This window comes from Arthrobacter sp. TE12232 (assembly GCF_054062615.1).
Genome location: NZ_JBSSFK010000001.1, coordinates 1,783,619 through 1,801,947 on the forward strand (window position 1 = coordinate 1,783,619; position 18,329 = coordinate 1,801,947).

The 18,329-nt window shown below is 67.4% G+C and carries 10 protein-coding genes and 1 tRNA gene; 6 read left to right on the top strand and 5 right to left on the bottom strand.

Annotation, left to right across the window (positions count from 1 at the left end; all coding sequences use genetic code 11):
* Position 1 precedes the first annotated feature (1 nt).
* The 4 genes from ACVWZ7_RS07835 to ACVWZ7_RS07850 all read right to left on the bottom strand — a co-directional run bounded on the left by ACVWZ7_RS07835 (position 2) and on the right by ACVWZ7_RS07850 (position 4,502).
* Positions 2-193 carry a YbdD/YjiX family protein gene (locus ACVWZ7_RS07835; RefSeq protein ID WP_344363036.1) on the bottom strand — a complete coding sequence of 64 codons (192 nt, stop codon included), beginning with the start codon at positions 191-193 and terminating at the stop codon, positions 2-4.
* A gap of 13 nt (positions 194-206) precedes the next feature.
* The gene (locus ACVWZ7_RS07840; protein WP_344363034.1) at positions 207-2,549 is read right to left on the bottom strand and encodes a carbon starvation CstA family protein; all 2,343 of its coding nucleotides are present in this window, start codon (positions 2,547-2,549) and stop codon (positions 207-209) included.
* Positions 2,550-2,766: 217 nt separating this feature from the next.
* A complete protein-coding gene (locus ACVWZ7_RS07845; RefSeq protein WP_116768353.1) occupies positions 2,767-3,303 on the bottom strand; it encodes a PadR family transcriptional regulator in 537 nt (178 codons plus the stop codon).
* A gap of 215 nt (positions 3,304-3,518) precedes the next feature.
* Positions 3,519-4,502, bottom strand: a complete 984-nt coding sequence (locus tag ACVWZ7_RS07850) for an NAD(P)H-quinone oxidoreductase (RefSeq protein ID WP_456507497.1) — start codon at positions 4,500-4,502, stop codon at positions 3,519-3,521.
* Positions 4,503-4,659: 157 nt separating this feature from the next.
* Here ACVWZ7_RS07850 and ACVWZ7_RS07855 point away from each other — a divergent pair.
* The 5 genes from ACVWZ7_RS07855 (at position 4,660) to ACVWZ7_RS07875 (ending at position 13,241) form a co-directional block, all read left to right on the top strand.
* Positions 4,660-4,747: transfer RNA gene (locus ACVWZ7_RS07855), tRNA-Ser, on the top strand.
* Between the two features lie 227 nt (positions 4,748-4,974).
* Positions 4,975-6,306, top strand: a complete 1,332-nt coding sequence (locus ACVWZ7_RS07860) for a hypothetical protein (RefSeq protein ID WP_456507498.1) — start codon at positions 4,975-4,977, stop codon at positions 6,304-6,306.
* Between the two features lie 70 nt (positions 6,307-6,376).
* Positions 6,377-7,204 carry a glycosyl hydrolase gene (locus ACVWZ7_RS07865; RefSeq protein WP_344363025.1) on the top strand — a complete coding sequence of 276 codons (828 nt, stop codon included), beginning with the start codon at positions 6,377-6,379 and terminating at the stop codon, positions 7,202-7,204.
* 266 nt (positions 7,205-7,470) lie between these two features.
* Positions 7,471-8,274 carry a VOC family protein gene (locus tag ACVWZ7_RS07870; RefSeq protein WP_456507499.1) on the top strand — a complete coding sequence of 268 codons (804 nt, stop codon included), beginning with the start codon at positions 7,471-7,473 and terminating at the stop codon, positions 8,272-8,274.
* Between the two features lie 410 nt (positions 8,275-8,684).
* Positions 8,685-13,241: an ExeM/NucH family extracellular endonuclease gene (locus ACVWZ7_RS07875; protein WP_456507500.1), complete on the top strand. Its 4,557-nt coding sequence runs from the start codon at positions 8,685-8,687 to the stop codon at positions 13,239-13,241.
* Positions 13,242-13,772: 531 nt separating this feature from the next.
* On the opposite strand, the gene ACVWZ7_RS07880 is transcribed toward ACVWZ7_RS07875, so the two are convergent.
* The gene (locus ACVWZ7_RS07880) at positions 13,773-15,923 is read right to left on the bottom strand and encodes an FAD/NAD(P)-binding protein (protein ID WP_456507501.1); all 2,151 of its coding nucleotides are present in this window, start codon (positions 15,921-15,923) and stop codon (positions 13,773-13,775) included.
* 85 nt (positions 15,924-16,008) lie between these two features.
* Here ACVWZ7_RS07880 and ACVWZ7_RS07885 point away from each other — a divergent pair, with 85 nt between their 5' ends.
* A complete protein-coding gene (locus ACVWZ7_RS07885) occupies positions 16,009-18,306 on the top strand; it encodes a prolyl oligopeptidase family serine peptidase (protein ID WP_456507502.1) in 2,298 nt (765 codons plus the stop codon).
* Positions 18,307-18,329: the final 23 nt, after the last annotated feature.

Genomic DNA, 18,329 nt, shown 5'->3' on the forward strand with positions numbered 1-18,329 from the left:
CTCAGCAACACCGCCCTTGAGGGGTGGCGTCCTGGCGGTCGGTCCGGTCGCGCCAGAACTCCCGCTCCGTCAGGGCCGGACCGGCATGACCGGAGGCCTCGTGGTGTTCCAAGTACTTCTTGTAGGCATCCGCGCCCAGCACCCCGCTGAGATACCCGGCAATCCCCCGAATCCCGGCGATTACCACGTTCATGGCCGACTCCGCATCAGTGGTGTCCGGACTTTTCCAGCCGCTGCCCGGCCGGAAGGCTGTTCCACTCGGCCACGAGTTCGCGCTCCGCCGGGGTGGGGATGAACCCTGCCGGGGCGAAGACGCGGGAGGCCTGGGCGGGGTCTTCGTGCTCGGCGTTGGGCAGCCCCGCGGCCGTGTTCCGCAGGGCCTTGATAGTTGCAATCACGGCCGTGATGATGACGACGATGCTCAGCACCACGAAGATGATCGACAGCCAGCCCTGGATCATGGTGTTGCGCACCACGGCCTCCATCGCCGCCTGGGTCTTGGCAGTGCCGAAGGAGGTCTTACCGTCCGCAAGCGCCTTGGCGAAGGCTGCGTTGTTGGCGAAGTAGCCCACTGCCGGAACGGGCGAGAAGATCTTGTAGAAGCTCGCCGTGATGGTCACGACGGCGGCGAACGCCAGCGGCACCGCCACGATCCACAGATACTTCAGGGCGGTGCGCTTGGCGGCGATGGCCAGGCAGACCGAGAGGGCGATGGCCGCCAGCAGCTGGTTCGCGATCCCGAACAACGGGAACAGGGTGTTGATTCCGCCGAGCGGGTCGGTGACGCCCATCAGCAGCACCGCACCCCAGGCAACCACCATGATGGCGGTGCAGAGCCACGCCCCCGGACGCCAGGAGTGCTCCTTGAACTTCGGAACGAAGTTGCCGATCGAATCCTGCAGCATGAAGCGCGCAACCCGGGTACCGGCGTCGACGGCCGTGAGGATGAACAGTGCCTCGAACATGATGGCGAAGTGGTACCAGAACGCCATCATCGCGGTGCCGCCGATGAACTGCTGCATGATGTGAGCCAGGCCGACGGCGAGCGTAGGCGCGCCGCCGGAGCGGGACACGATGCTCTGCTCCCCCACGTCCTTGGCCGTCTGCGCAAGGTCGCCGGCGGTGATGTTGACCCCGGACAGGCCCAGGCTGTTGACCCACGCGGCTGCGGTTTCGACAGTGCCGCCGGTCAGCGCCACGGGTGCGTTCATGGCGAAGTAGATGCCGCGGTCAATGGAAATGGCGGCCACGAGGGCCATGATGGCCACGAAGGATTCCATGAGCATGCCGCCGTAGCCGATCAGGCGGGTCTGGCGTTCCTTTTCGATCAGTTTCGGCGTGGTGCCGGACGCGATCAGCGCGTGGAAGCCGGACAGGGCGCCGCAGGCGATCGTGACGAACAGGAACGGGAACAGGGAACCGGAAAAGACCGGGCCGTTGTCGCGGCTGGCGAACTCGCTGAACGCCGGGACGGTGATCTCGGGACGGACCACGATGATCGCCAGGGCCAGCATCACGATCACGCCGATCTTCATGAAGGTGGAGAGGTAGTCGCGGGGGGCCAGGAGGAGCCAGACGGGAAGAATTGCGGCGATGAAGCCGTAGATGATGAGGCCCCAGGCGATGGTGACCTTGTCCAGGTGGAAGAACGCGGCACCCCAGTCGGTGCCTGCCACCGCGCCGCCGCCGATGATGGCGGCCATGAGGAGCACGAAGCCGATGATGGAGACCTCCATGACCTTCCCCGGCCGGATGTAGCGCAGGTACACGCCCATGAAGAGGGCGATCGGAATGGTCATGCCCACCGAGAAGACGCCCCACGGGCTTTCGCCCAGGGCGTTGACGACCACCAGGGCGAGGATGGCCACGATGATCACCATGATCAGCAGCGTCGCGACCAGGGCGGCGGTGCCGCCGATCACGCCAAGCTCTTCGCGGGCCATCTGGCCCAGGGAGCGGCCGCCGCGGCGCATGGAGAAGAACAGGACGAGGTAGTCCTGGACGGCACCGGCCAAAACGACGCCGAGGATGATCCAGATGGTGCCTGGCAGGTAGCCCATCTGGGCTGCGATGACCGGGCCCACCAGCGGGCCGGCGCCGGCGATGGCGGCGAAGTGGTGGCCGAAGAGGACGTTGCGGTCTGTGCGGACGTAGTCCTTGCCGTCGGCCTTGTATTCGGCCGGGGTGGCACGGCGGTCGTTGGGCTTGAGCAGGTAGCGCTCAATGACCTTGGAGTAGAAGCGGTAGCCGATCAGGTACGTGCACACTGACGCGAACACAAACCAGATGGCGTTGACGGTCTCGCCGCGGATGATGGCGAGCATGAACCAGGCGACGCCGCCCAGCAGGGCGATGGCCGCCCACAGCGCGATCTTGGCGGGGGTCCATGTGCGATCCGCGGCGTCGCGGACCGACTCATCCACCGACGTCCGCGGAAGGGACGGGTCCGGAACGATCCCGTCGTCGAGCTGTACTGTTCCGTGCGTGCTGACTTCTTGCGTGGTTCTGTGTGTGCTGTCGCCTTGTGTGCCGTCTGGCATTGTGCCCATGTCTCCTCCTCGAGAATCCCAGCTGGGCAGCCCACCGGTGCAGAACTGCCCCCCGCACCCTACCAACGCGGCCGCGCCCCGGCGCCGCACCTGCGCCCGGCGGTGCAGTCCGCGCGACGAGCGGTCGGCCGGACGCGGTGAACGGTCCGGGGGCGCGGCTGGGCTAGGGCCCTTGAGGCCGCGGCCGGGGGCGGCGGGGTAGGCCGGGGGCCGCGGTCTAAGCCGGGGGGTTGCTGAGCTGCATCAGGCGGGCCTCGCAGAGGTCCAGCCAGCGCACTTCGGCCTCGGTCTGGAAGATGAGGGAGTCCAGCACCAGGACTCTGGCGGTATCGGCCGGGCGCTGGAGGGCGGCGGTGTCGCGCCGGGACTTGGTGTACTCCTGCAGGGCCCGGATGGACACGGCGCGCTGGGCCTGGATGATGGCGCCGACGTCGGTTCCGGGAATCGTCAGACCGAGCGCGAGCTTGATGGCCAGTTCATTCCGGGGCGGATTCGCGCGGGAGACCGGGAGCGCGAACCACTCCCGGACCTCGGTTCGGCCGGCCGGGGTGATGCTGTAGATGATGTGCCCGTCGCCGTCGCCGCCGTCTTTTTGGACGAGTCCGTCGCGTTCCAGCCGGTCTAAGGTGGTGTATACCTGCCCGATGTTCAGTGGCCAGGATGCTCCCGTGCGGTCCTCGAACTCGGTCCTGAGCTGGTAGCCGTAGCGCGGCCGGTCCTGCAAGAGGGCGAGGAGACTGTGGCGGATAGACATGGCACTCCCGGAGGGCAGGAAACCACACAGCATACACGCGCCCCAAGACGCGTGTATACCGCGTATGGAATTACATTATCGTCATTCATGGACCGACAGCAAAACAGCGCATGCCATTGATGGAATAAGTCGTTGCCGACCTACTGTTTGACCTGCGGATTAAGACCCGGCGGGGCCGTGGCGTCTAGTCCACAGCGTCCGCTCCGAGCCCGGCGCTACATGACCAACAGGACTTTGCCGACGTGGTCGCCTGAATCAAAGTAGGTGTGCGCGGCGGCGACCTGGTCCAAGGGGAAGGTCTTGGCCACGAGGGGCCGAATCCTGCCGTCGGTCAGCATCGGCCAGACGGCGTCGCGGACGGCGTTCATGATGACGGTCTTTTCCTCGACCGGTCGGGGACGCAGTGCCGTGGCGATGATGGCCGCCCGTTTGCGCAGCAGCTGCCCTAGGTCCAGTTCCGCTTTCGCTCCGCCCTGCAGCCCGATCACCACCAGACGTCCGTAGTCGGCGAGCGCCTCGACGTTCTGCCCAAGGTACTTGGCGCCGACGACGTCGAGTATCACGTCCGCCCCTTTGCCGCCGTTCTGCGCGCGCAGGCTCGCGGGGAAGTCTTCCTCCGCGTAGTTGATGGCGATGTCAGCGCCGAGGAACGCCTTGGCAGTGCTGACCTTCTCCGCGTTCCCGGCCGTCGTGGCCACCCGCGCGCCGATGGCTTTGGCCAGCTGAATGGCCATGGTGCCGATACCGCCGGTGGCTCCGTGGATGAGGACGGTTTCGCCCGGCTGCAGTTGCGCCGTCATGATCAGGTTGGAATAGACGGTGGCCGCGACCTCCGGCAACGATGCCGCAGTGACCAGGTCCACGCCGTCGGGAATCCGCAAAACCTGCCCGGCGGGCACGGCAACCTTCTGGGCGTAGCCGCCGCCGGAGAGCAGCGCCACCACCTTGTCCCCCACCGAGAACGCCTTGGTGACGCCCGGGCCGAAGCCCGCAATCCTGCCGGAGACCTCCAGCCCGGGGATCTCGGAGGCGCCCGGGGGCGGCGGGTAGAACCCCTTGCGCTGCTGGACGTCCGCACGGTTGAGGCCGGCGGCCACGACGTCGATCAGAACCTCGCCGGGGCCGGCCACCGGGGCCTCGACCTCACGGACTTCCAGGACCTCGGGTCCGCCGGGCTCAGAGATATAGACAGCCTTCATGGAGCACTCCCGATTCCTAACTGGCCCCGCGCACCTGCGCCGCGATCGCCAGGTCCGATCAACATCTCTCCCCAGAATATGGCGGGGAGCCATACGCGTCCGCAAGCGCAGCGCGTTTTTTGTGGCAGCCGACTGCCTATGAAAGACTACTCGTTAGGGAAGGTTGTCCGAGCGGCCGATGGAGCTGGTCTTGAAAACCAGTGTGCGGTAACCCCGTACCAAGAGTTCGAATCTCTTACCTTCCGCGAGAGCGCAGAGTCTGCGCGATGCAGTTAGCGCAAAGTTTGCGCGGTTCAGGGGCCGGTTGAGGCAATCGAGAGATTGTCCCAGCCGGCCTCACTCGTTCCCCGGCTCGCTCGTCCGGCATTGCGGCCGAGGGTTTCGCTTTGCATGCCGCAAGATCAGCGCATTCTTTCCGCGTGACTAGCACTCTGATGCCCAAAACGCAAAGCTGGGCGGTACGATCAGCCTCGTGAAGAAGAACACCACCAGCATCACCAGCATCTTTGGCCTCAGCCTTGCGCTGACCTTTGGTGCCATGGCGGTGTCTCCAGCCGCCGGCGCTGCCACCCAAACCACCGCAACCCGCTCCGCAGGCGCAGCGGCCCCCTCGGTCACGGCAGCCCCCATGACCAGGGCCGCATACAATGCATCCTTCGTCCTCCTGGCGGCGGACTATCAGGCCGCCGCCCAGCGTTTCGTTGACGCTCAGGCCAGCGAATACGCCTACCAGGCGAGCCTCCGGCCCACCCTGGACAAAGCACTCGCGGCCAAAAAAGCCGACATTGACGCCACCAACGCGGCCTACGACAAAGCGACCGCGGCGCTGAGCAAGGCGAACAGCGCACAACGGCCCGCGCTCGACAGGGCTCTGGCAGCGGAAAAGGCGGCGTACGCCCAGAAAGCCGCCGAGCACATCAAAGCCATGGATGATCTCGCCACCGCCCAAGACAAAAAGCGGCCCGCCCTGGATGCCGCTATCGCGGCCGAAAACGCTGCCTTCGACCGGAAGACCCAGGCCTACGCCAAAGCCGTCGCCGACCTGACCGAAGCGAATAACCGGGTCAAACCAGCGCTCGAACAAGCCATCGCCAACGAATACGCCAAATACGCCAGCACGAGAGCGGCCTACGACGCGGCAGTAGCCAAAGCCAATACGACGCTCTCCGCGAAGAAAGTCGCCTACGCCAAGGAATACGCAGCGGCGAAAACCACCGCAGCGAAGGACCTGGCCAAAGCGACGTACGCGAAAGCCACAGCCAGCTACACCGCTGAAATCGCCGCACTCAAGGCCGCGTACGCCAAAGAGGCCCCCGCCCGGGACGCCCGCATCCAGGCGCTCCGCGACGGGTACACCCAATCCAAGGCAGCCTACACAGCCGCGCGAGCCCAGCTGGCGGCACAACGCGACAGCGAATACCGCGCCAAATCCGGCCGCATCGAAGCCCTAAAGAACGCCTACACCCAGTCCAAGGCCGACTACAAGAAGGCCCGGACGCAGCTCAAGAACGCCTACGCCAAGGAAGCCCCCGCCCGGGACGCGCGGGTCGCCGCCCTCAAAGACGGGTACACCAAATCCCAGGCCGACTACAGCCTCAAACGGGCCCAGCTGGCGGACGCGCACGCCAAGGCCGTGGCCGACTACAAAGCCAGCACCTCTGCGCTCCGCACCAAATACGCCCGGACAGTAGCCGGCAATGGAACCCGGCTGGCGGCCACCGTCACCGCCTTCGCGGCGGCAGGGACGAAATACACCACGGCGCTGGCGCGTCTGCGCGCAAGCTACCCTGCGTACAAAAGCTGACCCCTGAAGCGAAAGGCCCATCGAACAGCGGGGCCAAGGCAGAACGCCCCACGACCTGATAAAGGAACCCATGGAACGCCGACACTTTCTCACACTCCCGCTGGCCGCTCTGGCGGTCCCCGGACTGATGGCAGCCGGTGCCGGCTCGGCTAATGCGGCCACTCCTGTCCGGGCTCTCAAAGGCGCATCCAACGGCGGCAGTGACGCCCTGTCATTCAGGCAGATCACGAGCCTCAACCCCGACTGGTATTACACCTGGCAGGCCACGCGGACCTACACCGGCAAACCCTTCGTCCCGATGATCAAGGACGGCAGGAGACTGCTCCAACAAGATGCGCTCGGCTTTGTGAACCGGGAGCTGAGCCAGACGAAAACCGCCAACCTCCTCGGCTTCAACGAACCCGACCACCCGCTCCAGGCCAACATGTCCGTCGATGAAGCCGTCCGGCTGTGGCCGCTGCTGCAGACGACCGGGCTGCGGCTCGGTTCTCCGGCCACGATCAGCCCGGACGCCAAATGGCTGGACCAGTTCATGCTCCGGGTCAAGCGGGAAAACCTGCGCGTCGACTTCATGACCATGCACTGCTACGCCTGGCCGGACACCGCAGACTTCCTCAGGAAGGTTGCCCGCCTCCACGACAAGTACCAGCGCCCCGTCTGGGTCACCGAATACGCCGTCGCAGACTGGAATGTCTCCAAGACCCACAAGAACGAGTTCACCCGCCCGATGGTCGAGAAGTTCATGCGCGAGACCGTCGCTGGCATGCGAAAGCTGCCGTACGTCGAACGGTTCGCGTGGAAGAACCGCCCCATCAACGACCCCCAAATGGGCACGTCTTCGCTGTTCAAACTGGACGGCACGTTGACATCAACGGGCAAGCTCTACGCGTCACTCTAAGCGCGCGTGGTGCGCGTTTGCGGCGGTGCTTGACCGCTTGTTGACCGCGCGGGGAGCACGACGGCGGCCGCAGCGGAGCACGGGTTGAGTGCGGCCACGCGTGCTGCCATTTGCGCCGCGGACAGCCTCCCCATTGAAAGTGTCGGGGCCCCGTCATAGTCTCGCTGTGTCTCCACCAGTTCGTCTCCACCACAACGCCTCCAACACGCACACTAGTCCGGCGGCCGCACGACGATGCCAGTCCGCCACAGAGAGCAGGAGTCCCCATGCCCACACCCGACCACTCCAACGGCGCACCATGCTGGATCGACCTCATGACATCGGACGCCGAGAAGGCGAAGTCCTTCTACGGCGCACTGTTCGGCTGGACCTTCCAGACCGGCGACGCGGAAAAGTACGGCGGCTACATCACCGCCTCGAAGAACGGAAAGTCCGTGGCCGGCATGATGCAGCAGCGGCCGGACCAGGCAGCCTGGCCCGACATGTGGTCCACGTACCTGCGGTCTGAGGACGCCGCGGCCACGGTCGAGGCTGCGACGGAGCATGGCGGGCAGGTCTATATGGAGCCCATGGAAGTTCCCGAGCAGGGCAGCATGGCCATGATCGCGGACGCCACAGGCGCGTCGATTGGCGTGTGGCAGCCGGCCGAGATGAAGGGCTTTGAGCTGGCGGCCGAACCGGGCGCGCCGGCCTGGCATGAGCTCCACACCAAGGACTACGTCACTGCAGTCAAGTTCTATCAGGACGTGTTCGGCTGGGACACCGACGTCATGAGCGACACCCCGGAATTCCGCTACACCACGCTGGGCGCGGGACCGGCGGCCAAGGCCGGCATCATGGACGCTTCGGCCTACCTGCCCGCGGAGGTTCCCTCCAATTGGCAGGTCTACTTCGCCGTGGAAGACACGGACGCCACGGTTGCCCAGGCCGTCTCCCTCGGCGCCACGGTGATCCAAGAGGCGGAGGACACCCCCTTCGGCCGGCTCGCGACGCTGACCGACCCCACCGGCGCGATGTTCAAGATCGTGGCTGACACCGGCCAGGGAGGCCAGCCCGCTGCGGACGCGTAGCCCCGGAGCCCGGGACCGCTAACCCCGGCCTCCCCGACAGGCGGGGCCGAAAGGCCTCAGCCACCTAATTACAAAAATTGTTGTAAGAAATACCGGCCAGTCCCTTCCCCGAGGGCTACTGGCCGGTATTCTGCTGTGGAGCGCCCGGTGGAGGCACCCGGACACCGCTCACCTGCATCATCAGTCACCGCTGCCCGGGGCTTTCGAGCCGCTCCGGGAAGGCTGCGGCGCGTCTCGCTGGGGGACGTCCCGCCGAATGCACGTTTAATCCATACGTTGTTCATTCACCCCTGTTTGGATGGGCCCGGCACGACTTGACCAGGAGTTCAGGCCGGCCACTGTCCGCTGCACCCGGCGGACGCACTGCACCCTGCCCTTTACCCGGGGCACCCTAATGAGAGTTAGAGCGGATGAAACAAACACCCTGGAAATCAGTGCTGGGCACAGCCCTGTCGGCGGCGCTCATAGCGGCTCCGCTGGCGGCAGCCCCGGCACATGCCGTGGAGGCTTCCCCGGCGGCAACCGGAACCTCACCGGTGGTCATCAACGAGGCCTACCTCAGCGGCGGCAGCACCGGCGCCGCCTTCAAGAACAAATTCGTCGAGCTCTACAACAGCTCCGACGCGCCCGTTTCGGTGGACGGCTGGTCCCTCCAGTACCGCTCCGCCACAGGCACGGGAGCGCCGAGCTCGGTTGCAGCCCTGAGCGGCAGCATCCCCGCCCAGGGGTACTACCTCCTCAAGGGCGGCAGCAACGGCACCGCCGGCGCGGACCTCCCGGCCGCGGACGCCACCGCCACCGGGTTCAACCCGGCCGGGGGCGGCGGCACGATCGTGCTGGCCAAACAGTCCACCGCACTCAACCCGCTGCTGACCGGCTCGGTCATTGAACCGGCCAACGTCGCGGACGTGCTCGGCTACGGCACGTCGAACACCTTCGAGACCCAGGCGGCCGCGGCGCCGTCGGGCAACACCGACGTCAAGAGCCTGAACCGCAGCAACGGCGCGGACACCAACAACAACTCCGCCGACCTCGCGCTCAACGCAGCCATCACGCCGAAGGCTGCCAACGGCACCGCAGATCCCGGCCCCGTCGACCCGCCCGCGGACCCCGGCACGCCCCCGGCCACCAAGACCATCGCCGAAATCCAGGGCACCGGCGCGGCCAGCCCGCTGGCCGGGTCCACGGTCACGACGCGCGGTAGGGTCACCGCGACGTTCCCCACCGGCGGTTTCGCCGGCTACTACGTCCAGACCGCCGGCACCGGCGGCGATCTCACGCCGGCCAACCACACGGCGTCGGACGCTGTGTTCGTCTACTCGCCCTCCACGGTGGACTCCGTCAGGATCGGTGACTACGTCGAGCTCACCGGCGCCGTCAGCGAATTCTTCGGAATGACCCAGCTGACCGTTGCCGCGGCAGCCGATCTGAAGAAGCTCACCGAGGCCGCCCCGGAGGTCAAGGCCACCGGCTTCGCCCTCCCGGCCGACGAGGCGTTCCGTGAGTCCCTCGAAGGCATGCTGCTCACCCCGCAGGGACCGGTCACCGTGGCGGACAACTTCTCGCTGAACCAGTACGGCGAGATCGGCCTGGCCGGCGGCACCACCGCGCTGGAGCAACCCACCGCCGTCGCGCCGTTCGGCTCCGCGGAATACACCGCCGCTGTGGCGGCAAATGCCGCCCGCGGCATCAAGCTCGACGACGGTGCCACCACGACCTTCCTCAAGGACGCCGCCACGAAGGCCCAGGTGCTCCCGTACCTGACCACGGACGACCACGTCCGGGTCGGCGCGCCGGTGACGTTCAAAACCAATGTGGTGCTCAGCTACGCGAACAACGCCTGGAAGTTCCAGCCCCTGACACAGCTCACGGCCGCCAACGCGGACACCGTGCAGCCGGCAAGCTTCGGCGCCACCCGCGCGGACTCCCCGGCGGCCGTCGGCGGCAACCTCAAGCTCGCCTCCTTCAACGTGCTGAACTACTTTCCCACCACGGGCGACACGATCTCCGGCTGCAAGTTCTACAACGACCGGGCGGGCAACCCCATCACCGTCAGCGGCGGCTGCGACGTCCGCGGCGCCGCGAATGCGGAGAACTTCAAGCGGCAGCAGGACAAGATCGTCGCCGCCATCGCCAAGTCCGGCGCCGACGTCGTCACGCTGATGGAGGTCGAGAACTCGGCCCAGTTCGGCAAGAACCGTGACGACGCCCTTGCCAAGCTCGTGGATGCCCTGAACATCGCCACGCCGGGGATCTGGGACTACGTCCGCACGCCCGCCAACGCACCCCCGCTGGCCGACGAGGACATGATCCGCACCGCGTTCATCTTCAAAAAGGCCACCGCCGAGCCGGTGGGCGAGTCCATCATCCACAATGACACCGTCGCATTCGCCAGCGCCCGCAAGCCGCTGGCCCAGGTCTTCAAGCCCGTCGGCGCCTCGGATGACAAGAAGTTCATCGCGATCGCCAACCACTTCAAGTCCAAGGGCTCCGCCGCCACTCCGGAGGACACCGACAAGGGCCAGGGCGCCTCCAACCTCGCCCGCACCGCCCAGGCCAAGTCCCTGCTGGCGTTCTCGGATGAACTGCAGAAGTCCAAGGGCACGGACAAGGTCTTCCTGATCGGCGACTTCAACTCCTACGCCAAGGAGGACCCGATCAACGTCCTCACAGGCGCCGGCTACGTCAACCAGGATGAGAAGGCAAAGAACGCCGACGGCTCCGCCAAGCATTCCTACCTCTTCGGCGGCCTCGTGGGTTCGTTGGACCACATCCTCGCCTCCCCCGCAGCCAACGCCGCGGTCACGGGCGCTGACATCTGGAACATCAACTCCGTGGAGTCCGTGGCGCTGGAGTACAGCCGCTACAACAACAACGTCACCGACTACTACACGCCGGACCAGTTCCGGGCGAGCGATCACGATCCGGTGGTGGTGGGCCTGAACTTGCCCGTCACCCCGGCCAGCGTTGAGCTGAACTTCCTGGGCATCAACGATTTCCACGGCCGCATCGATTCCAACACCGTGTTCTTCGCGGGGACCATCGAGAAGCTTCGCGCCGCCGCCGCGCCGGGCGCGACGGCGTTCATTTCGGCTGGCGACAACATCGGCGCCTCGCTGTTCGCCTCCGCGACCGCCAAGGACCAGCCGACCATCGACGTGCTGAACGCGCTGGACCTGCGCACCTCCGCGGTGGGCAACCACGAGTTCGACGGCGGCTGGGCGGACCTGCGCGACCGCGTCAGCGCCGGCGGAACCAACGCGAAATTCCCGTACCTGGGCGCCAACGTCTATGCCAAGGGCACCACCACACCGGTCCTGCCGGAGTACACGGTCCTGGACATGAACGGCGTCAAGGTCGCCGTGATCGGCACCGTGACCCAGGAAGTGCCCTCGCTCGTCACGCCGTCGGGCATCGCGGACCTGGAGTTCGGGGATCCCGTCGACGCCATCAACCGGGTCGCGGCAAAGATCAAGGCGGACAAGCTCGCCGACGTCATCATCGTGGAGAACCACGACGGCGCCGGGTCCGGTGCGCCCGAGGGCGCCACCCTGGAACAGGAAGTCGCCGCCGGCGGCCCCTTCGCCAAGATGGTCCAGAAGGTCACCCCGGATGTTGCCGCGATCTTCAACGGCCACACCCACAAGCAGTACGCCTGGGACGCGCCGGTCCTGGATTCGGCGGGCCAGCCCACCGGCAGGACCCGCCCGATCGTCCAGACCGGAAACTACGGCGAGTTCATCGGCCAGATCCAGCTCACCGTCGACACCAAGACCATGTCGGTGACCGGCTACAAGGCCGGCAACGTCCAGCGCACCACGAGTGCCGCGCAGCCTGCAGCGGACCTCGTGGCCCAGTACCCGCGGGTCGCCGCCGTCAAGACCATCGTGGACAAGGCCCTGGCCGAGGCCGCCGTGGTGGGCAACCAGCCTGTCGGCAAGGTCACCGCGGATATCACGACGGCATTTGGCGGCTCCCCGGCCGTGCGCGATGACCGGGCCAGCGAGTCCACGCTCGGCAACCTGGTGGCCGACTCCCTCGTGGATGCGCTGAAGGCGCCGGAACTCGGCGCCGCAGAAATCGGCGTCGTCAATCCGGGCGGTCTGCGCAACGAGCTGTACTACGCGCCCGACGGCACCATCACGTACGCCGAGGCCAACGCGGTGCTGCCGTTCGTGAACAATCTGTGGACCACGTCCCTGACGGGCGCGCAGTTCAAGACGCTGCTGGAGCAGCAGTGGCAGACCAACCCGGACGGCACGGTTCCCAGCCGCGCGTACCAGCAGCTGGGCCTGTCCAAGAACGTGAACTACACCTACGACGCCGCTCGCGCCGCCGGTGACCGGATCACCTCGATCCGGGTCAACGGTGTGCTGGTCGACCCGGCGAAGTCCTACCGAATCGGGACGTTCAACTTCCTGGCCACCGGCGGCGACAACTTCCGCATCTTCAAGGAAGGTGCCGGCACCAAGGACTCCGGGCTGGTGGACCGCGACGCGTGGATCAAGTACCTGCAGACCCACAACCCCGTTTCGCCTGATTTCGCACGGCGCTCCGTGGCGGTCGTGAACACGACGGCGGCCGAGGTCAAGAGTGGTGAGTCCGTCACCTTGGCGGTTTCGAAGCTGGACCTCACCTCGCTGGGCAGCCCGGTGAATACCTCGCTGCGCGCCGAATTCACGGATGCTGCAGGTGCCGTGACGTCCCTGGGCTCAGTTCCGGTGTCCGCCGGCGCCGCCACGGTGGACGTGAAGGTTCCTGCAGCCGCGGCTGCCGGCACGGGCACCCTGGTGCTCACCGCCGTCGAATCCGGCACTGTGGTGAAGACTGCGGTGCTGATCGCGGCCAGCACCCCCGTCCCGCCGAAGTGCGTCCCGCCGGTCAAGCCGACGCGGCCCGCGGACGTCGTGGGCCAGGTGAACTACGGGACAGCCATGGCCGCCTACAGGAAGTGCCTCAAGGGCTGATCCGTGTCCCGGGCTTCCGTAGCCCGGGGCACGTAGCCCCGGGCTCGTAGCTCCCGCAGCAGTGAACATGCCCTCCCCTAGCCCGCAGCAGTGGACATAAGCACCAAGAGTCCACCGCCCGGCGCCACGGGAGGGTATGTCCATTTGTCGAGGTGTCGGGGTGGAACCCAAGGAGCCAGGATGCCGCGGCCACATCACGGGACATGCCCAGCCCTAAGCCTCAGGGCTGGACATAAGCACCAAGAGTCCATGGCCCGGCCCCAGGGGAGAGCATGCCCATTTTTCATGGCCCGCCACATCACGGGACATGCCCAGCCCTAAGCCTCACGAGTGGACATAAGCACCAAGAGTCCACCGCCCGGCGCCACGGGAGGGCATGCCCAATTTTCACGGCCCGCCACAACACGGGACATGCTCAGCCCTAAGCCTCAGGAGTGGACACAAGCACCAAGAGCCCACCGCCGGGCCCCAGGGGAGGGCATGTCCACTTTTCACAGGGGCGGATGCGGGCCAGAGACGTGCAGCTGCGTGTCAGCGGCCCAGGATGTCCCGGGCGATCTCGTCGGCGTCGCGCAGGGTGCGCTGCCCGCTGCGGTAGACGGGGCCCGACGCCGGCCGGGCCTCGGCGGCGATTGCCGTGCCCCATTGCGCGGCGGAGAGCTGGAGCCCGAGCACGTAGATTCCCTCCGTCACGGACCCGTTAGCCCCGAGCGGCCGATACGGATGCGGGACGACATCCAGTCCCGAGGTCTGGACCGGGGTCCCCTCCACGCTCATCATGAGGCGCGGCCGCACCAGCCCCTCGGCCAGCAATTGCTCCAGCAGGGGCGAGGCGTTCGCGGCCACCCGGTTGGCCGGCGCAAGCGCCTCGATCATCGCCGACGCCGCCACGGAGCCCGCCGCGGAGTCGCCCGCCACGGCGGCCCCCAAGCCAGCACCGCCCGAGGCGGTCCCCAGGCCGGCACCGCCCGCGCCGCTCCCCGTCCGGGAGCTCGCGCCGGCACCCCCCGCGCCGCCCAGAACACCGCCGGACCCGCCGTCGACGCTTTCATCGGTGCCGAAGCCCACCCAGGGCGACGCCGCGATGAACGTCCGGGCTCGGCGGTCCACGCCGAACTTGGGGTCCGGGCCCACGAAGCGGACAACCCCCGCGCGGGCCAGGGCCGCGAGCTGCGCGGCACGCAGCGCCGGCGGACCGCTCGCCAGGCCTTCCACGAAAGATTCGAACCAGCCGCGCAGGCCCGCGACCCACGATTCGTCCGTGATGCCACTGTCGGCCACAGCAGTCTTGAGCACCGCCCGGCCGTGGTGCAGGGCGCCGATGGCCATCTTCACGGCGTCGTTCTCGCCGAGCGCCGAACGCCGGGCGTCGTCGAGCAGATAGTCCACGACGGCGGCATCCAGTTCAGACCGGGAGCCAAACGAGCGCCCGGCCAGGGGAGCTGCGAGGCCGAGCAAGTCCAGGCGGTGGGCTGCCCGGACATGGATGGCGACCACGGATTCCATGGTGTTTTCCCACTTGCCGGTCGAATGCGCGTGCGGCCGCAGTGACTCGTCCAGGGCGCGCAGGAACTCGGCCGGATCGGTCAGGACCGCACCGGGCTGCGAGCGCGCGAGCGTCGAGTAGTAGGCCCAGATCGCGTCGCGGTGCAGGAGCGGCCAGAGGTCAAAGTCGAAGGACGGCCGGATGCCGGACTCGGCGAACTTCGCGATCGCGTCCTCGGTGCAGTACCGCAGCTGGACCGAGCCCGGGTAGTAGCCGGTGAGCGTCGCCTTGGCCCGGTAGGGGGTCCCGCGGCGTGAGGCGGCGATGATGAGAGGTTCGCGGCCGGACGGCACGTATGTCAGTTCGGCGTTGTCCTCCGCGGCCAGGAACCGCCCGCCGCGCCCTTCCGTCAGCTGTCCCATCACGTCAAAGAAGTTCAGGCCCATACCGCGCACGAGGACTGGTTCACCGGCCGGCACCACGGACCAGTCGACGTCGGCGGGCGCCGCCGGCGGCAGGTACAGGAGGCCGAGCTCCTCCGCCGCGGTGAGCAGCTCCCGCTGTTCGGCGTTCAACCGCGCGTCCAGATGGCCCAGGGCCAGCACCACGGAGTCGACGGTGAGCACCGTGCCGTCGTCGAGGACGACGTCGAACCGCACCGCAGAATCCTGTGCGGCAACAGGGTCAGCAGCCGCCGGGTCAGCGCCCGCTGCGGCCGCGTGGCGCACGGAGGTCGCCGTCGCCGGGTGGAAGTCCACGGTGACGCCGGCCGGGAGCCGGGTGAGCAGCTCCTCGAGGGTGGAGCGCAGGTAGCGGCCGTACAGGGCCCGGCTGGGGAAGTCCGCCTGGCCGAGCCCGGAGACCTCGGCCCGTTCCTCGTCAGTCAGCGACGGATCAAGGTGGCGTTGCTGGAGGTCGCGCCACTGGTCAAAGGTGTGCCCGGCCACGGGCGCGGCGAGCGCCGGGTCTTCCGGGATGACCGTGGGATAGAACGATTGCGTGTTCATCAGGTACAGCCGCGACTGTCCGGGCTGCCAGACATGCCCGGGCCCGGCAGGGTACGGGTCAATCACGTCGATGTGCAGGGTTCCGGCAGGGCCGGCGGCGGCCCAGTTGGCAAGGAGCCGCTCCAGCACGCTCGTGCCCCGGGGACCGGCGCCAATCACTGCCGTCCGGATGCTTCGCGATATGCCCACGGCATCCAGCGTATCGGCAACCCGGCCGCGGGCCGGACCCGCCGCATGACTTGCTACTGCCGCACCGATGTTCTTGGATGGAAAAATGACCGCCACAGAAGCTGATCACCCGTCCGCGTCCGGCCAAGCCGCCGGCGCCGCCCCGGATGCAGGGACTGCACCCGAACCAATCGACGAGAACATCTGGCTCGAGGACGTCTACGGCCAGGAGCAGTTGGCGTGGGTCCGTGAGCAAAATGCCCGCACCGAAGAACTCCTCGAGGATGCCGACTACACCGACCTCGAAAACAGAATCCTGGAGGTCCTCGACTCCACCGACCGGATCCCCATGGTGGGCAAGCACGGCGAGTGGTACTACAACTTCTGGAAGGACCGGGACAACCCCAAGGGACTGTGGCGGCGGACCGGCTGGGACAGCTACCGGTCCGGGACCCCCGCATGGGACGTCCTGTTGGATGTCGATGCCCTCGCCGCCGCCGAAGGCCAGGATTGGGTCTTCCACGGCGCCAACTTCCTCCGCCCGGCCCCGGGCGAACCGCACCGTCGGGCGCTGCTGGCCTTCTCTCCCGACGGCGGGGACGCGAACCGCTACCGTGAGTTCGACGTCGAGGCCCGCGGCTTCGTGGATCCGGCGGACGGCGGCTTCGACCTCCCGACCGGCAAGGGCAACGCCTCCTGGCTGGACGCGGACACCTTGCTTGTCGCCACCACGGCCGACGGCCTGCCGCGGACCACCTCCTCCTACGCCCGGACCGGGGTGAAGCTGCGCCGGGGCGAATCCCTCACACAGGCCGAGAAGCTCTTCGACATCCCCGAGGACCACATGATGGCGATCGTGGCCCACGACTCCACGCCGGGCTTCGAACGCACGTTTGCCGTCGACTGGATCAGTTTCTTCGAAAAGAACACCTCCGTGCTGCGCGACGGCCAGTGGGTGCAGATCGACGTGCCCGCGGACGTGAACTTGAGCTCGCACCGCGAATGGCTGCTGTTCCGCCCGCAGCGCGACTGGACGGTCAACGGCACCACATACCCCGCGGGTTCCCTCCTCGCGGCCGGCTTCGAGGACTTCCTCGCCGGCAGCCGGGACCTGGCCGTGCTCTTCTCGCCCGATCCGCACACCTCCCTGCAGTCTTGGAGCTGGACGCGGGACTTCCTGCTGCTGAATCTGCTTCGGGACGTGTCCTCGGAGATCCACGTCCTGGATCCGCGGCGCCCGGGAACGGACTCGGCATGGGAGGCCACCGTCCTGGACGCCTGCCCGCCCTTGCACGACGTCAACGCCTTCGCAGTTGACGACGAAGACGACGCCGAAGGCACGGACGACGACGGCGATGACGGCACCGGCGGCGCCGCCTCGGTGTCCGAGGGCGAGTCGCCCGGCGCCGGGAATGACTTCTGGCTCATCGCCACCGGTTTCACGACCCCCACCACCCTGACCCGGGGAACACTCACCCGCGGCGGTGACTCCGGCGCCGGCGCAACCAGCACGCACGAGGTGATCCGGACCTCGCCGTCGTTCTTCAACGAGGCGGACTACGAAGTCCAGCAGCACTTCGCCGTCTCCAAGGACGGCACCAGGATCCCCTACTTCCAGGTAGGCTCCAAGGACCTGGTCCTGGACGGCCAGAACCCCACCCAGCTGTCCGGTTACGGGGGCTTCGAGATCTCGCGGACCCCGGCCTACAGCGGGGCAGTCGGCCGGGCCTGGCTGGAACGGCGCACCGCGGCGTCCGCCGGCGCTGAGGGCGGGGCCCCGCACCGCCGGGGCGGCGTCTACGTGGTGGCGAACATCCGCGGCGGCGGCGAATACGGGCCGTCCTGGCACCGCGCCGCACTGCAGGGCAACCGCCACCGCGCCTATGAGGACTTCGCCGCCGTGGCGAAGGACCTGATCTCCCGCGGTGTCACGTCCCGCGAGCGGCTCGGCTGCGTGGGAGGCTCCAACGGCGGGCTGCTGGTGGGCAACATGCTCACGCAGTATCCGGAACTGTTCGGCGCCGTGTCCTGCGGGGTCCCGCTCCTGGACATGCGCCGGTACACCAAACTCTCCGCGGGCTACTCCTGGATCGGCGAATACGGCGACCCTGACGACCCGGAACAGTGGGAGTCCATCAAGACGTTCTCGCCCTACCATCTGCTCAAGGACGGGGTGGACTACCCCGAGACGTTCATCTGGACGGCGACATCCGATGACCGGGTGGGGCCGGTTCAGGCCCGGAAGATGGCCGCGCGCATGCAGGCCATGGGCATCCCGAACGTCTGGTTCCATGAGGCCCTGGAGGGCGGTCACGCGGGCGCGTCCGACAACCGGCAGGCCGCGGCCCTGCAAAGCCGGAGTCAGCATTTCCTGTGGCGTGCCCTGGCCGGCCGGGAGGCCTGATCCCGCACTCCCGTTGGCGACAA

Bases quoted from the DNA above. Each gene is read 5' to 3' on its own strand.
- ACVWZ7_RS07835 (WP_344363036.1), bottom strand. From the start codon at position 193: ATGAACGTGGTAATCGCCGGGATTCGGGGGATTGCCGGGTATCTCAGC.
- ACVWZ7_RS07840 (WP_344363034.1), bottom strand. From the start codon at position 2,549: ATGGGCACAATGCCAGACGGCACACAAGGCGACAGCACACACAGAACC.
- ACVWZ7_RS07845 (WP_116768353.1), bottom strand. From the start codon at position 3,303: ATGTCTATCCGCCACAGTCTCCTCGCCCTCTTGCAGGACCGGCCGCGC.
- ACVWZ7_RS07850 (WP_456507497.1), bottom strand. From the start codon at position 4,502: ATGAAGGCTGTCTATATCTCTGAGCCCGGCGGACCCGAGGTCCTGGAA.
- ACVWZ7_RS07865 (WP_344363025.1), top strand. From the start codon at position 6,377: ATGGAACGCCGACACTTTCTCACACTCCCGCTGGCCGCTCTGGCGGTC.
- ACVWZ7_RS07870 (WP_456507499.1), top strand. From the start codon at position 7,471: ATGCCCACACCCGACCACTCCAACGGCGCACCATGCTGGATCGACCTC.
- ACVWZ7_RS07875 (WP_456507500.1), top strand. From the start codon at position 8,685: ATGAAACAAACACCCTGGAAATCAGTGCTGGGCACAGCCCTGTCGGCG.
- ACVWZ7_RS07885 (WP_456507502.1), top strand. From the start codon at position 16,009: ATGACCGCCACAGAAGCTGATCACCCGTCCGCGTCCGGCCAAGCCGCC.